Consider the following 15,025-nt stretch of genomic DNA (forward strand, 5'->3'; position numbering starts at 1 on the left):
GAAGTGTGATGAAGTTAGCGATTGTCACGGCCTGTCCGAACGGCAAGATCAGCAGCGTCCTCAGTGCCCGCCTGCTCGACGCGGCGGCACAGCGTCAGGGCTGGATCACCCAGGTCGAAGTGCATGACCCGCGTCACCCCGAAAAGCAACTGTCCGCCGCTGACATCGAGAGCGCTGACTGGGTGCTGGTGGTCAACACTGGGCCCTTGAGCCTCGACCGTTTCAACGGCAAGCGCCTGTATCAATCCACCCCGTCGCAGGCGCTTCAGGATGTCGACCAATTCCTGCGCTCGGCCCGCGAGCTGGCGCAGGTGCATGTTGCCAGCGAGCACGACAACGCCGTGGTCGATCCCGGCAAGACACCGCGTCTGGTTGCGGTGACCGCCTGCCCGACCGGTGTGGCCCATACGTTCATGGCCGCCGAGGCGATTCAGCAGGCGGCCAAGAAGCTTGGCTACGAGCTGCAGGTGGAGACGCAAGGCTCGGTGGGCGCCCGTAACCCGCTCAGCGCCCAGGCGATTGCCGAGGCGGATGTGGTGTTGCTGGCTGCGGACATCGAAGTGGCCACGGAGCGTTTCGCCGGCAAGCGCATCTATCGCTGCGGCACCGGGGTTGCGCTGAAACACGCCGAGGCCACCTTGAACAAAGCGTTGGCCGAGGGCGAAATCGAATCCTCTGCGGCTGCCTCCAAGTCCCCGGCGAAGAAAGAGAGAACCGGCGTTTACAAACATTTGCTCACCGGTGTTTCGTTCATGTTGCCGATGGTGGTGGCAGGCGGCTTGCTGATCGCGCTGTCGTTCGTGTTCGGCATCACCGCTTACAAGGAGCAGGGCACGCTGGCCGCTGCGCTGATGCAAATCGGTGGCGACGCCGCGTTCAAATTGATGGTGCCATTGCTGGCGGGCTACATCGCTTACTCTATCGCTGACCGTCCGGGCCTCGCGCCGGGGATGATCGGCGGCTTGCTCGCCAGCACGCTGGGCGCCGGGTTCATTGGCGGCATCATCGCGGGGTTCCTGGCGGGGTACGCCGCTGCCGCGATCAACCGTTACGCGAAACTGCCGGCCAGCCTCGAAGCGCTCAAGCCCATTCTCATCATTCCTTTGCTGGCCAGCCTGTTCACCGGGCTGGTGATGATCTATGTGGTCGGCAAGCCGGTGGCGGGCATGCTCGAGGGGCTCACCCGGTTCCTCGACAGCATGGGCACCACCAACGCGATCCTCTTGGGCGTATTGCTGGGCGCCATGATGTGTGTCGACCTGGGCGGCCCGATCAACAAGGCTTCCTATGCGTTTTCCGTGGGACTGCTTGCGTCCCAGAGCTACGCGCCGATGGCCGCTGCAATGGCCGCAGGGATGGTGCCGCCGATCGGCATGGGCATCGCCGCCTTGATCGCCCACCGCAAATTCGCTCAGAGCGAGCGCGAGGCGGGGAAGGCGGCATTCGTGCTGGGGCTGTGCTTCATCTCCGAAGGTGCGATCCCGTTCGCCGCCAAGGACCCGCTGCGGGTCATCCCCGCCAGCGTCGTCGGAGGGGCGTTGACCGGAGCCCTGTCCATGTTGTTCGGCTGCAAGCTCATGGCGCCCCATGGTGGACTGTTCGTGCTCCTGATACCGAATGCGATCAACCATGCGCTGCTGTACCTGCTGGCCATCGTCGCCGGCAGTCTGGTGACAGGCGTGTTGTATGCCGTGCTCAAGCGGCCTGAAGTCGTCGAGCTGGACGCCGTGCCTGCGGGCACTTGAGCGGGTCGGTATTCTCTTGCGCAAAGGTTCCGGGCGGTAGGCTGTCACAAACCTCCAACATTGCCTTGTTAGGTTTCCCTCTTTGCCACTTACGAGAGGGGACAAACATGACTCGGTTCGACCTTACCCGCCGTCGCATCATTCAGGCTGCCGGAGCCGGTTTGCTCATGCCAGGCCTGGCACCGGCGGTCATCGCCTCAGTCAAGGACCGTCCGAAGATGACCGATGGCGTGCAATCCGGCGACCTGCTGGGCGACCGCGCGATGGTCTGGAGCCGCTGTGATCGGCCTTCGCGGATGGTCGTCGAGTGGGACACCCGCAGCCTGTTCACCCAACCCCGTCGTGCCGTTTCGCTCCTGGCCGACCAACGCACTGACTTCACCGCACGCGTCGAGCTGACCGGACTGCCTGCTGACCAGGCCATTTTCTACCGTGTGTTCTTCGAAGATGCCCAGACCGGCGTCGCCAGCGAGCCGTGGTTCGGGCACTTGCGCAGCGCGCCGCAGGCCCGTCGCGACATCCGGTTTGTCTGGAGCGGAGACACGGTAGGGCAGGGCTTCGGCATCAACCCCGAGATCGGCGGCATGCGCATCTATGAAGCCATGCGCCTGCGCTTGCCGGACTTCTTCATTCACAGCGGCGATACCATCTACGCCGATGGGCCGGTGCCCGCGCAGATCGTCACCGAAGGGGGGCGTGTCTGGCGCAACCTCACCACGGAAGCCAAAAGCAAGGTGGCCGAAACGCTCGATGAGTACCGCGGCGCGTATCGCTACAACCTGATGGACGACAACCTGCGCCGTTTCAACGCCGAGGTCCCGCAGATCTGGCAGTGGGATGACCATGAGGTGACGAACAACTGGTCGCCAAGCAAACAGCTGGATGATCGCTATAAGGTCAAGGACATCCGCTTGCTGGCCGCCCGTGGCCGTCAGGCCTTCCTGGAGTACGCGCCAATGCGCCTGCAGCAGGCGGACAACGGCGGGCGTGTCTATCGCAAGCTCGGTTACGGTCCGATGCTCGACGTGTTCGTGCTCGACATGCGCAGTTATCGTGACGGTAACGACGCTAACCTTGCCGAAAAAGCCGGGCCGACCACCGCATTTCTCGGGCGTGAGCAACTGGAATGGCTCAAGCGCGAGTTGCAGGCATCTCGCGCGCAGTGGAAGGTCATCGCGGCGGACATGCCCATCGGGCTAGGGGTGCCGGATGGCGAGATCAGCCCTGGGGTGATGCGCTGGGAGGCCATCGCCAATACGGAAGACGGTGCGCCAAAAGGGCGTGAACTGGAGGTGGCTGAGCTATTGGCGTTCATGCGCCAGCAGAAAATACGCGACACCGTCTGGCTGACGGCCGACGTTCATTACTGCGCGGCGCATCATTACCACCCTGACCACGCGGTATTCCAGGATTTCGACCCCTTCTGGGAGTTCGTCGCCGGCCCGTTGAACGCGGGCAGTTTCGGGCCCAACACGCTGGACAAGACATTCGGACCGCAGTTGGTATTCCAGAAAGCACCTCCGGCCCAAAACACTTCCCCTTTTGCGGGCTTCCAGTTTTTCGGCGAGGTGAATATCGACGGCCAGAGCGGCGAGATGACCGTGACGCTTCGAGATCTGGACGGTGTGTCAGTGTTCGAGAAGAAGCTGGCGCCCGCTCAGGTGTGAAGCCAGTCTGACCGGGTGACGCCTTGCACACTTACTCGCAGAGCACGCGTTTGGGCCTCTGAGTCCACCGCGGCGGTCGCTTTGCGAGCAGTTCCTTTCCTTGGAAGAGCCGTGGCTGAACGCTTCGGCTCGTTGTATGACCACCGCGCAATTCCCGGTAACACTTACCTTGCCACTGGCCTATCATTAGCCTCCTGACGACGGCTCCGGATTGGATGTGCATGCTGGCAATTTTCTGGGAAACCCTGAACATCACCGCGCCGGTGTTCGCCATGCTGTTCCTGGGGGTCGTGCTCAAGCGCATCGGCTGGATCAATGACAGCTTCATCCACACCGCTTCATCCCTGGTCTTCAACTGTACGATGCCTGCGCTGCTGTTTCTCGGCATCATCCACGCCGACCTGCACGCGGCGCTGAAGCCGGGCGTGCTGATCTACTTCATCGTCGCCACCCTTGCAGGGTTTGCCCTGGTCTGGTGCTGGGCGGTCTACCGCGTGCCGTTCGTAGAGCGAGGCATCTACGTGCAAGGGGCCTTTCGCGGTAACAACGGTGTCGTCGGCCTGGCGCTTGCAGCCAGCATGTACGGCGACTACGGCATCTCCCTCGGGGCGATCCTGGCCGCGTTGGTCATCCTGTTCTACAACACGTTGTCCACGGTGGTACTGGCGGTGTACAGCCCCGTCATCAAGTCGGACCCGTGGAGCGTTTGCAAAAGCGTGCTGGCCAACCCGCTGATCCTCAGCATTCTGGCGGCGACACCGTTCGCGTACTGGCAGATTTCGCTGCCCAAGTGGCTCGATACATCTGGCAGCTACTTGGCGCAGATGACCCTCCCGCTGGCGCTGATGTGCATCGGCGGCACGCTGTCCCTCAAGTCCCTGCGGGAAAGCGGCGGGCTGGCGATCAGCGCAAGCTTGATGAAGATGGTCTGGCTGCCGCTGGTCTGTACGCTGGGCGCCTGGTTGCTGGGCTTCCGTCATGCGGAGCTGGGCATTTTGTTTCTTTACTTCGGTGCGCCGACCGCCTCTTCCAGTTTCGTGATGGCCCGGGCCGCAGAGGGCAACCATGAACTGGCGGCCTCGATCATTGTGATGACCACGTTGGCGGCGGCAGTGACCACCAATATCGGGATATTCATCTTGCAGTGGGGCGGGTGGATCTAGTGTGAGGCCTACTGCCGTAGGAGCGCGCTTGCCCGCGATAGCGTTGTGTCATTCAACATCAATTTGTCTGACACGACGCCATCGCGGGCAAGCGCGCTCCTACAGGATTCAGTGTTGTCGCCGCCATGCTCGAGCGGTGCTGATCGCCACAGCAACTCCCAATACCGGCAACGCGTAATGAATCATCAGGCGCTCCAAACGTCCCGCCAGCGGCATCCCGGTGGTGAACGAGATGATGTGCAGGCCGTACACAGCGTAAAGTCCGAGCAGCAGCAAACCCTCCAGCCGAGTGATTCGGTAGCCCGAGTAGAACAGTGGCAGGCACAGCAGGGCCACGCCAAGCATCACCGGCAGGTCGAAATCCAGGGCATTGGGCGAAATCGACAGCGGGCCGGCTGCAATGAGGGAGGTGATGCCCAATACCCCCAATAAGTTGAACAGGTTGCTGCCGATGATGTTGCCTACGGCGATGTCCCGCTCGCCGCGCAACGCGGCGATCAGCGAGGTCATCAGCGCGGGAAGTGACGTGGCGACGGCGATGACCGTGAGCCCGATGACCCGCTCGGACAGCCCTAGATCCTGGGCCACGACCACGGCCGCGCCCACCAGCAAATGACTGCCGACCACCAGCAGAGTCAGGCCGACGCCCATCACAACCAAACGACCAAGGATGGGCCACGCCTTGCGACGCGGCACGTCGTCCGGCGCGCCGACATGCCGCGCACCGTGGGCGAACTGGCGGATGACCACCGCCAGATAGCCGGCCATGCCGATCAACAGCATCACCCCGTCCAGGGTGCTCAAGGTGCCATTCCAGGCCAGCGCGGCGACCAGCACAGTGGCGCCAATCATCAGCGGCAAGTCGACCCGCACCAGTTGCCGCGCCACCCGGAGCGGGATGATCAGCGCCGACAGGCCAAGCGTTACCAGAATATTGAAGATGTTGCTGCCAATGACGCTGCCCACCGCGATGTCCGTGCTGTCGGTCAGCGCTGCCTGCAGGCCAACGGCCATTTGTGGCGCGCTACTGCCCAAGGCAACGACGGTAAGGCCGAGAAACAGTGGACGGGTTTTCAGCAGGGCAGCGAGCGCCACGGCCGCACGCACTGAAAGCTCGGCGCCGATGATCATCATCAGCAAGCCACAGACCAGTTCGATGAGCGTGGGCAATGGCAGGGTCGAGAACGCGAGAATTGGAGGCCTCTTCTGTCGTCAGGTCATTGAAAGTCAGTCGTCCAGGGCTTGCACCCGGACTTGAGCCGTACCGCTGCGCAGCATACCTAATTGCTCGGCCGCCGCGCGGGAGACGTCAATGATCCGGTTGCGGGTGTGTGGCCCGCGATCATTGATGCGCACGATGACCTTGCGGTCGTTGTTCAGGTTGGTGACCTGCACCCGCGTGCCGAAGGGAAGCTGGCGATGGGCGGCGGTCAGGGCGTTTTGGTCGAAGCGCTCACCACTGGCCGTCCGCTGGCCTTGATGCCGCGAGCCGTAGTACGAGGCGCCTCCAGTGGCGTTGTAGCCGTGTGGATCGATGAGGCCTTCGCTGGCGCAGCCGGCCAGCAGGGAGAGCAGGGCGCAAGCGCCGAGTAGCCGCCGCATGGATTTACAATCCTCTTCCTGATCGTTCCCCCGCTCTGCGTGGGAATGCAGTCCGTGACGCTCCGCGTCACAAAAGGCGAACGCAGAGCGTTCGAATAGGTGTTCCCACGCAGAGCGTGGGAACAATCACGACAGGGGTAGACCGTCAGCCTTCCAGCTTACGCTTGAGCAGTTCGTTGACCTGCCCAGGGTTGGCCTTGCCTTTGGACGCCTTCATGGCCTGGCCCACAAAGAAGCCGAACATCTTGCCGCGCTTGGCTTCATCGGCTGCTCGGTACTGGGCGACCTGTTCGGCATTGGCAGCCAGCATTTCGTCCAGGATCGACTCGATGGCGCCGGTGTCGGTCACTTGCTTGAGGCCACGTTTCTCGATGATCTCATCAGCACTGCCTTCACCATTGGCCATGGCCTCGAAGACCATCTTCGCAATCTTGCCGGAAATGGTGTTGTCGGTGATGCGCAGCAGCATGCCGCCCAGTTGCTCGGCGCTGACGGGCGACTCATCGATCTCCACGCCCTGCTTGTTCAGCAGCGAACCCAGTTCGACCATGACCCAATTGGCCGCCAACTTCGCGTCACCGGCGATGCTGACCACCTTCTCGAAGTAGTCCGCCTGCTCGCGGCTGGAGGCCAGCACGCTGGCGTCGTACAACGACAGGCCGAATTGCGACTGGAAGCGTTCACGTTTCTGCGGTGGCAGCTCCGGCAGGCTGGCGCGGGTCTGTTCGAGGAACGCGTCTTCGATGATCACCGGCAGCAGGTCAGGGTCGGGGAAGTAACGGTAGTCGTTGGCCTCCTCCTTGCTGCGCATCGCGCGGGTTTCGTTGGTGTTCGGGTCATACAGCCGGGTTTGCTGGATGACTTTACCGCCATCTTCGATCAGGTCGATCTGGCGCTGGATTTCACTGTTGATCGCCTTCTCGATGAAGCGGAAAGAGTTGACGTTCTTGATCTCGCAGCGGGTGCCGAATTCGACCTGGCCCTTCGGACGCACCGAGACGTTGCAGTCGCACCGCAGCGAGCCCTCGGCCATGTTGCCATCGCAGATGCCCAGGTAGCGAACCAGCGCGTGCATGGCCTTGACGTAGGCCACGGCTTCCTTGGCCGAGCGCATATCCGGCTCGGATACGATTTCCAGCAGCGGCGTGCCTGCCCGGTTCAGGTCGATACCGGTCATGCCGCTGAAGTCTTCGTGCAGGCTCTTGCCAGCATCTTCTTCCAGGTGGGCACGGGTCACGCCGATGCGCTTGATCGTGCCGTCTTCGAGGGTGATGTCCAGGTGGCCCTTGCCGACAATCGGCAGTTCCATCTGACTGATCTGATAGCCCTTGGGCAGGTCAGGGTAGAAGTAGTTCTTACGCGCGAACACGTTGTGCTGGCCGATCTCGGCATCGATCGCCAGGCCGAACTTGACCGCCATTTGCACGGCTTCCTTGTTCAGCACCGGCAGCGTGCCGGGCATGCCGAGGTCGACGAGGCTCGCCTGGGTGTTGGGTTCGGAGCCGAACGTGGTGGCGCTGCCGGAGAAAATCTTCGACTGGGTGGTGAGCTGGGTGTGAATCTCCAGCCCGATGACGACTTCCCATTGCATGGGTCTTCTCCTTAGAAGCCTGTAGGTGCGCGCAAATGCCAGTCAGTGACTTGCTGATACTGATGAGCGACGTTCAGCAGACGGCCCTCCTGGAAGTACGGGGCAAGCAGCTGCACACCGACCGGCAGGCCATCGGCGAAACCGGCGGGCATCGACAGGCCTGGCAACCCCGCGAGGTTGGCAGTGATGGTGTAGAAATCTTCCAGGTACTCGGCGATCGGATCGGCATTCTTGGCGCCGATCTTCCAGGCTGGGTTCGGCGTGGTCGGACCGAGAATCACATCGACATCCTGGAATGCGTTCATGAAGTCGTTCTTGATCAGGCGGCGAATCTTCTGCGCCTGTAGGTAATAGGCGTCGTAGTACCCCGCGGAAAGGGCATAGGCCCCGACCATGATCCGGCGTTGGACTTCCGGGCCGAAACCTTCACCTCGGGAGCGTTTGTAGAGGTCGGTGAGGTCTTTCGGGTCTTCGCAGCGGTAGCCGAAACGCACGCCATCGAACCGTGACAGGTTCGAGGACGCCTCGGCCGGAGCGATCACATAATAAGCAGGGATCGCATGTTGCAGGTTTGGCAGGCTGACGTCCTTGACCACCGCGCCGAGCTTTTTCAATTCCTCGACACTGGCCATGACCAGGTCGGCGATGCGCGGGTCCAGACCGGCACTGAAGTATTCCTTCGGCACCCCGATGCGCAGACCTTGCAACGAGCCATTCAGGCTGGCGCTGTAGTCGGGCACCGGTTCATCGATGCTGGTGGAATCGTTGACGTCGAAACCGGCCATGCCTTGCAGCAACAGGGCGCAGTCTTCGGCGGTGCGAGCCATCGGGCCAGCCTGATCCAGGCTCGACGCATAGGCGATCATGCCCCAGCGCGACACGCGACCGTAGGTCGGTTTCAGGCCGGTCAGGTTGGTCAGGGCCGCGGGCTGACGGATCGAGCCGCCGGTGTCCGTGCCCGTGGCAGCCGGGAGCAGGCGGGCCGCTACGGCTGCCGCAGAACCGCCGGACGAGCCGCCCGGCACATGCTCGAGGTTCCACGGGTTCTTCACCGCGCCATAGTGGCTGGACTCGTTGGCCGAGCCCATGGCGAATTCGTCCATGTTGGTCTTGCCCAGCGTCACGGTGCCCGCAGCGGCGAGCTTCGCCACGACGGTGGCGTCGTACGGGGCCTTGAAGTTGTCGAGCATCTTCGAGGCACAGCTGGTGCGGATCCCGCGGGTGCAGAACAGGTCCTTGTGCGCCAGCGGGGCGCCCAGCAGCGGACCGGTCTCGCCAGCCGCGCGGCGGGCGTCGGCGGCCTGAGCCTGGGTGATAGCCAGGTCTTCGGTGACGGAAATGAAGCTGTTGAGCTGAGGATCCACTTGGGCGATGCGTGCCAGCAGCGAGCGGGTCAGCTCTTCGGAAGAAAACTGTTTGTCGGCCAGACCACGAGCGATCTCTGCCAGAGTCATATGATGCATTGCAGGCTCATTCCCTTAGTCGATGACTTTCGGAACCAGATAAAGGCCGTCTTCGACCGCTGGTGCGATGGCTTGATAGTCATCGCGGTGATTGACTTCGCTGACCACGTCGTCGCGCAAGCGTTGCGAGGCTTCGAGCGGATGCGCCAGCGGCTCGATACCGGTGGTGTCGACGGCCTGCATCTGGTCGACCAGCCCGAGAATGCTGTTCAGTGCTTCGGTGGTACGCGGGATATCGGCGTCATTGAGGCCCAGGCGGGCCAGATGCGCGATTTTTTCCACGTCGGAGCGATCAAGCGCCATGGGGTTCTCCAGTGGAAGGCGTACGGATTGGACCGTACGTCAGATTGCGGAACACAAATTGCGGAACACCGCGCGATTCGAACGGTCGAAGGGCCGCGATCGGCGAGGGTAGTGCTCGGAAAAACCGCCAATTTAACATATTGGCTCCTTGCCCAAAATCCCTGTCGTTGTTAGAGTTTGCCGCACTTTTTTACCCACGCGTTCCCTAGGGTCCTTTTCCCATGTTCAAGAAACTGCGTGGCATGTTTTCCAGCGATCTTTCCATTGACCTGGGCACTGCCAACACCCTTATTTACGTGCGTGAGCGCGGTATTGTCCTGAACGAGCCATCGGTTGTGGCCATCCGGACCCACGGAAATCAGAAGAGCGTCGTTGCTGTCGGAATGGAAGCCAAGCGCATGCTGGGCCGTACCCCGGGCAACATCGCGGCCATTCGCCCGATGAAGGACGGCGTCATCGCCGATTTCAGCGTGTGCGAAAAGATGCTCCAGTATTTCATCAATAAAGTGCACGAAAACAGCTTCCTGCAGCCCAGCCCGCGTGTGTTGATCTGCGTGCCATGCAAGTCCACCCAAGTCGAGCGTCGCGCGATTCGCGAATCCGCTCTGGGTGCCGGCGCCCGCGAAGTGTTCCTGATCGAAGAACCCATGGCCGCCGCCATCGGCGCCGGGCTCCCGGTCGAAGAAGCCCGTGGTTCGATGGTCGTCGATATCGGCGGCGGCACCACTGAAATCGCCCTGATCTCGCTCAATGGTGTCGTTTACGCCGAGTCCGTCCGCGTAGGCGGCGACCGTTTCGACGAAGCGATCATCACCTACGTTCGCCGCAACTACGGCAGCCTGATCGGTGAGTCCACCGCTGAGCGTATCAAGCAGGAAATCGGCACAGCCTACCCGGGCGGCGAAGTGCGCGAAGTCGACGTGCGCGGCCGCAACCTGGCAGAGGGCGTGCCACGTGCCTTCACCTTGAATTCCAACGAAGTGCTGGAAGCCCTGCAGGAGTCCCTGGCCACGATCGTCCAGGCGGTCAAGAGCGCGTTGGAACAATCCCCTCCAGAGCTGGCCTCGGACATCGCCGAGCGGGGTCTGGTGTTGACGGGCGGCGGCGCACTGCTGCGTGATCTGGACAAATTGCTGGCCCAGGAAACCGGCCTGCCGGTGATCGTCGCCGAAGACCCGCTGACCTGTGTGGCACGCGGCGGTGGCCGTGCGCTGGAAATGATGGACAAGCACACCATGGACCTGCTTTCCAGCGAGTGATTCGCGAGAAAGCACCCTGTTGAGCTAGACGGGCGGCATCTGACGGTGCTGCCTGTTCGTGTCTGAGCTGTTGACGTCGTCTCGCGATGTTGCAAGGCTTGCACACCTGATTCCGTCAATCCGCCCCAGGCCTTTCATGTCCCATGAATAAGTACAGTCAAACTCAAGCATCCCTGGAAGGAGCGGCCTATTAAACCGCTTTTCTCAAAGGGCCCCTCGCTGGGCGTTCGTCTGTTGGTGCTGGTGGTCCTGTCCGTGGCCTTCATGGTTGTGGACGCGCGCTTTACCCTGCTCAAGCCCGTTCGCAGCCAGATGTCCCTGGTGCTGATGCAGTCGTACTGGATCGCCGATCTGCCCGAGCGCCTCTATCAGGGCGTTGCCAGCCAGTTCGGCAGTCGCACGGAACTGGCCGCCGAGAATGAAAAGCTGAAGACCGAAAACCTGCTGCTGCAGGGGCGCCTGCAAAAGCTGGCCGCGTTGACCGAGCAAAACGTCCGGTTGCGCGAGTTGCTGAATTCGTCGGCGTTGGTCAACGAAAAGGTCGAAGTTGCCGAACTGATCGGCATGGACCCCAATCCGTTCACCCACCGCATCATCATCAATAAGGGTGAGCGCGATGGCGTGGTGCTTGGCCAGCCCGTTCTCGATGCCCGCGGCCTCATGGGGCAGGTGGTCGAGTTGATGCCCTATACCTCCCGCGTGCTGCTGCTGACCGACTCCACCCACAGCATTCCGGTGCAAGTGAACCGCAACGGGCTGCGTGCCATCGCCAGCGGCACAGGCAACCCGGAGCGCCTGGAACTGCGTCACGTCGCAGACACCGCTGACATCAAGGAAGGCGATTTGCTGGTCAGTTCCGGCCTGGGTCAGCGCTTCCCGGCGGGCTATCCCGTGGCGACGGTCAAGGAAGTGATTCATGATTCCGGTCAGCCGTTCGCCATCGTGCGGGCCGTGCCGACCGCAGCGCTGAACCGCAGTCGCTACCTGTTGCTGGTGTTCTCCGATGGCCGTTCGCCGGAAGAGCGTGCAGCGGACGCCGCGCAGCAGCAGGAATCGCTGGATCGCCAGGCGGCCGATCCGTCTGCGGTGCCGTCAGCCACGGCGCCGGCAACAGCGCCTGTCACCCCATCCAGCAAGCCCGTGCCGGCCACCGTGCCGAAGCCGGCCGCGTCCTCCCATGGCTCCTCTGCCGCTCCGGCTGCCACGCCTTCCAGCCCCGTGGCAGGCTCCACGACCGCTGCCCCGGCGGCGACGCCGGCCAAACCGGCCGCGAGCAAACCACCTGCCCATCAGCCGGCCAGGTCTTCGGCCCCAAAACCGGCGACTCCTGCCGCTGCACCGGCCGCAACGCATGAGAGGGAAGAATAATGGCCCGTCACGCACCTCCACGAAACGGCTGGGTCGTCTGGCTGACGTTCGCCATCGGCCTGTTGCTCAGCGTGTCGCCGCTGCCCCAGTTCATGGAAATCTTTCGTCCGCTCTGGCTGGCCCTGTTGCTGGCCTTCTGGGCACTGGCCCTGCCGCACAAGATCGGCATGGTGACCGCGTGGATACTGGGCCTGGCCGAAGATGTCCTGTATGGAACGTTGCTGGGGCAGAACGCTCTGATTCTGACGCTGATCACCTTCCTGGTGCTGTCGCTGCAGCAGCGGCTGCGCATGTTCCCCATGTGGCAGCAATGCTTGGTGATCCTGGTGATTTTCGGGCTGGCGCAGCTAGTCCAGTTGTGGCTCAGTGCACTGACAGGCAACCGCCAGCCGACACTCGCACTGGTGTTGCCCGCGCTGGTCAGCGCCTTGCTCTGGCCGTGGGTCAGCTATGGGCTGCGTGGACTGCGGTTGCGTTTGAAGATCAACTGAAACGGCTTTCGTTGTCGGCCGGGGCGGTAGTGGAAAGTCGCTCTGCGCCTCGGTCGGAAGCACGAAGGTAGAGGGCGCCGATGACCCATCATCCGTCCTCCGCAACGCCCAAGCTGAAGGTCACTGACACGGAGACGTCCCATGCCTCAACTTCTGCTCGCCTCCGGCTCACCCCGCCGTCGTGAATTGTTGGCCCAGATCGGTGTGCCATTCACCACGCTGAGCGCAGACATCGATGAGACCCCGCTCAAGGACGAATCCGCCGCTGCTTACGTGGAACGTCTGGCTCGCGGCAAGGCCGATGCTGGCCTGTTGCAGTTGGCCAATGACCCGGCCTATCCCACCGCGTGTGTATTGGGGGCCGATACCGCCGTGGTACTCGATGGTCGCATTCTCGGCAAACCTTCGGATGAAGCTGATGCGTTGGCGATGCTCGCCGCGTTGTCCAACCGCGAACACGAAGTACTGACAGCCATCGCCGTGGTCGACGAGCAGCATTGCGAGACCCGCGTGATCAGCAGCCGTGTTCGCTTCCGTGCGATTTCCGATGATGAGGCACGAGCCTACTGGGCCAGCGGCGAACCCCAGGACAAGGCAGGCAGTTATGGCATTCAGGGGCTGGGCGCGGTCTTCGTGGAGCACCTCAGCGGCAGTTATTCCGCGGTGGTCGGGTTGCCACTTTGCGAAACCGCAGAAATTCTCCAGCGTTTTGGCATACCCTGCTGGCAATGCCTGGAAGGTGACAAGCCATGAGTGAAGAAATCCTGATCAATATCACGCCAATGGAGTCACGCGTGGCCGTTGTCGAAAACGGCGTGTTGCAGGAAGTTCATGTCGAGCGGACCCAGCGTCGCGGGATCGTCGGCAATATCTACAAAGGCAAGGTGGTGCGTGTATTGCCCGGCATGCAGGCCGCCTTCATCGACATCGGGCTGGACCGTGCCGCGTTCATTCACGCGTCGGAAATCTCCATGCGCGAAGGCCCTGCCGTCGAAACCATCAGTTCGCTGGTTCATGAAGGCCAGAGTCTGGTGGTGCAGGTCACCAAAGACCCGATCGGCAGCAAGGGCGCGCGCCTGACCACCCAGCTGTCCATTCCGTCACGCTATCTGGTGTACATGCCGCGCACGGCCCATGTCGGCATTTCCCTGAAAATCGAAGACGAAACCGAACGCGAACGCCTCAAACAGGTGGTGAGCGATTGCGTGGCCAAGGAAGGGATCAAGGAGAAGGGCGGTTTCATTCTGCGCACGGCCGCCGAGGGGGCCGGGGCGGACGAAATCATGATGGACATTCGTTACCTGCGCCGCCTATGGGATCAGATCGGCGAGCAGATCAAGACCATCAGCCCTGCCAGCGTGATTTACGAGGACCTCGGTCTGGCCCTGCGCACGTTGCGCGATCTGGTCAGCCCGAGAATCGAGAAAATCCGCATCGACTCGCGGGAAACCTTCCAGAAGACCACTCAATTCGTGGATGAGCTGATGCCGGAAATCGCCGACCGGCTCGAGCACTATCCCGGCGAGCGGCCGATCTTCGATCTCTACGGTGTCGAGGATGAAATCCAGAAGGCCCTCGAACGCAAGGTGCCGCTCAAATCCGGGGGGTATCTGGTGATCGACCCCGCGGAAGCGATGACCACCATCGACGTCAATACGGGGGCCTTCGTCGGCCACCGCAACCTCGAAGAGACCATCTTCAAGACCAACCTGGAGGCGGCGACTGCCATTGCGCGTCAACTGCGGCTGCGCAACATCGGCGGCATCATCATCATCGATTTCATCGACATGGAAGACGGCGAGCATCAGCGCCAAGTTCTGCGCACGCTGGAGAAGCAACTGGAGCGCGACCACGCCAAGACCAACATCATCGGGATCACCGAGCTGGGCCTGGTGCAGATGACCCGCAAGCGCACCCGTGAGAGCCTGGAGCAAGTGCTTTGCGAACCGTGCGTCAGTTGTCAGGGGCGTGGCAAGCTGAAAACCCCGGAAACGGTCTGTTACGAGATTTTCCGGGAAATTCTGCGCGAGGCGCGCGCTTATCAAGCGTTGGGCTACCGTGTGTTGGCCAACCAGAAAGTCGTCGACCGGTTGCTGGATGAGGAGTCCGGTAATGTCGCCGAACTGGAAATGTTCATCGGGCGGACCATCCGCTTTCAGGTGGAAACCATGTACTCCCAGGAACAATACGACGTTGTGCTGCTCTGATGGCCTCAAGGCGCCGCGTGGCGTGCAACGCAGCCACGGGCGGTAGACCGGATTTGTGCAGACTGACGGCATGGATGCCTTTAAAAGAGATTGATGTGTGGCAAATGAGCAATTCCCTGAACGGTTGGCCACCCGCTTGACCCGGATGCCTCTCGCGGACTCCGGA

Annotated in this window: 13 protein-coding genes; 8 read left to right on the forward strand and 5 right to left on the reverse strand. The window is 62.1% G+C overall.

Translation table 11 applies throughout. The annotated features are described in order from the left end of the window. Positions 1–8: 8 nt before the first annotated feature. The 3 genes from N5D61_RS18775 to N5D61_RS18785 all read left to right on the forward strand — a co-directional run bounded on the left by N5D61_RS18775 (position 9) and on the right by N5D61_RS18785 (position 4,575). A complete protein-coding gene (locus tag N5D61_RS18775) occupies positions 9–1,745 on the forward strand; it encodes a PTS fructose-like transporter subunit IIB (RefSeq protein WP_108235958.1) in 1,737 nt (578 codons plus the stop codon). Between the two features lie 107 nt (positions 1,746–1,852). Then, on the forward strand, positions 1,853–3,412 hold the full coding sequence (locus N5D61_RS18780; protein WP_108235957.1) for an alkaline phosphatase D family protein: 1,560 nt from the start codon (positions 1,853–1,855) through the stop codon (positions 3,410–3,412). A gap of 221 nt (positions 3,413–3,633) precedes the next feature. Beyond that, positions 3,634–4,575, forward strand: coding sequence for an AEC family transporter (locus N5D61_RS18785; RefSeq protein ID WP_108235956.1), 942 nt, complete (start codon positions 3,634–3,636; stop codon positions 4,573–4,575). Positions 4,576–4,683: 108 nt separating this feature from the next. Here the strand turns inward: N5D61_RS18785 and N5D61_RS18790 are convergent, their stop codons facing one another. The 5 genes from N5D61_RS18790 to gatC all read right to left on the reverse strand — a co-directional run bounded on the left by N5D61_RS18790 (position 4,684) and on the right by gatC (position 9,534). Beyond that, positions 4,684–5,751: a calcium/sodium antiporter gene (locus tag N5D61_RS18790; RefSeq protein ID WP_108235955.1), complete on the reverse strand. Its 1,068-nt coding sequence runs from the start codon at positions 5,749–5,751 to the stop codon at positions 4,684–4,686. A gap of 51 nt (positions 5,752–5,802) precedes the next feature. Further along, positions 5,803–6,177 carry a septal ring lytic transglycosylase RlpA family protein gene (locus N5D61_RS18795; protein ID WP_108235954.1) on the reverse strand — a complete coding sequence of 125 codons (375 nt, stop codon included), beginning with the start codon at positions 6,175–6,177 and terminating at the stop codon, positions 5,803–5,805. 145 nt (positions 6,178–6,322) lie between these two features. Beyond that, positions 6,323–7,768: an Asp-tRNA(Asn)/Glu-tRNA(Gln) amidotransferase subunit GatB gene (gene gatB, locus N5D61_RS18800; RefSeq protein ID WP_108235953.1), complete on the reverse strand. Its 1,446-nt coding sequence runs from the start codon at positions 7,766–7,768 to the stop codon at positions 6,323–6,325. Between the two features lie 11 nt (positions 7,769–7,779). Beyond that, positions 7,780–9,231, reverse strand: coding sequence for an Asp-tRNA(Asn)/Glu-tRNA(Gln) amidotransferase subunit GatA (gatA, locus tag N5D61_RS18805; protein ID WP_108235952.1), 1,452 nt, complete (start codon positions 9,229–9,231; stop codon positions 7,780–7,782). Positions 9,232–9,246: 15 nt separating this feature from the next. After that, positions 9,247–9,534 (reverse strand): Asp-tRNA(Asn)/Glu-tRNA(Gln) amidotransferase subunit GatC, encoded by a 288-nt coding sequence (gene gatC / locus N5D61_RS18810; RefSeq protein WP_108235951.1) that lies wholly within the window; start codon positions 9,532–9,534, stop codon positions 9,247–9,249. A gap of 221 nt (positions 9,535–9,755) precedes the next feature. Here gatC and mreB point away from each other — a divergent pair, with 221 nt between their 5' ends. The 5 genes from mreB (at position 9,756) to rng (ending at position 14,859) form a co-directional block, all read left to right on the forward strand. After that, a complete protein-coding gene (gene mreB / locus N5D61_RS18815; RefSeq protein ID WP_020292894.1) occupies positions 9,756–10,793 on the forward strand; it encodes a rod shape-determining protein MreB in 1,038 nt (345 codons plus the stop codon). Positions 10,794–10,982: 189 nt separating this feature from the next. Beyond that, on the forward strand, positions 10,983–12,161 hold the full coding sequence (gene mreC / locus N5D61_RS18820; RefSeq protein ID WP_108235950.1) for a rod shape-determining protein MreC: 1,179 nt from the start codon (positions 10,983–10,985) through the stop codon (positions 12,159–12,161). After that, positions 12,161–12,652, forward strand: coding sequence for a rod shape-determining protein MreD (mreD, locus tag N5D61_RS18825; RefSeq protein WP_108235949.1), 492 nt, complete (start codon positions 12,161–12,163; stop codon positions 12,650–12,652). The genes mreC and mreD overlap by 1 nt, the downstream gene beginning before the upstream one ends. A 141-nt stretch (positions 12,653–12,793) precedes the next feature. Further along, positions 12,794–13,405: a nucleoside triphosphate pyrophosphatase gene (locus N5D61_RS18830; protein WP_108235948.1), complete on the forward strand. Its 612-nt coding sequence runs from the start codon at positions 12,794–12,796 to the stop codon at positions 13,403–13,405. Continuing rightward, complete coding sequence (gene rng / locus N5D61_RS18835; RefSeq protein WP_108235947.1) at positions 13,402–14,859, forward strand: ribonuclease G; 1,458 nt, start codon at positions 13,402–13,404, stop codon at positions 14,857–14,859. Before N5D61_RS18830 ends, rng begins: the two co-directional genes overlap by 4 nt. Positions 14,860–15,025: the final 166 nt, after the last annotated feature.

It is taken from the genome of Pseudomonas sp. GD03842 (assembly GCF_029841165.1).
Taxonomy (GTDB): domain Bacteria; phylum Pseudomonadota; class Gammaproteobacteria; order Pseudomonadales; family Pseudomonadaceae; genus Aquipseudomonas.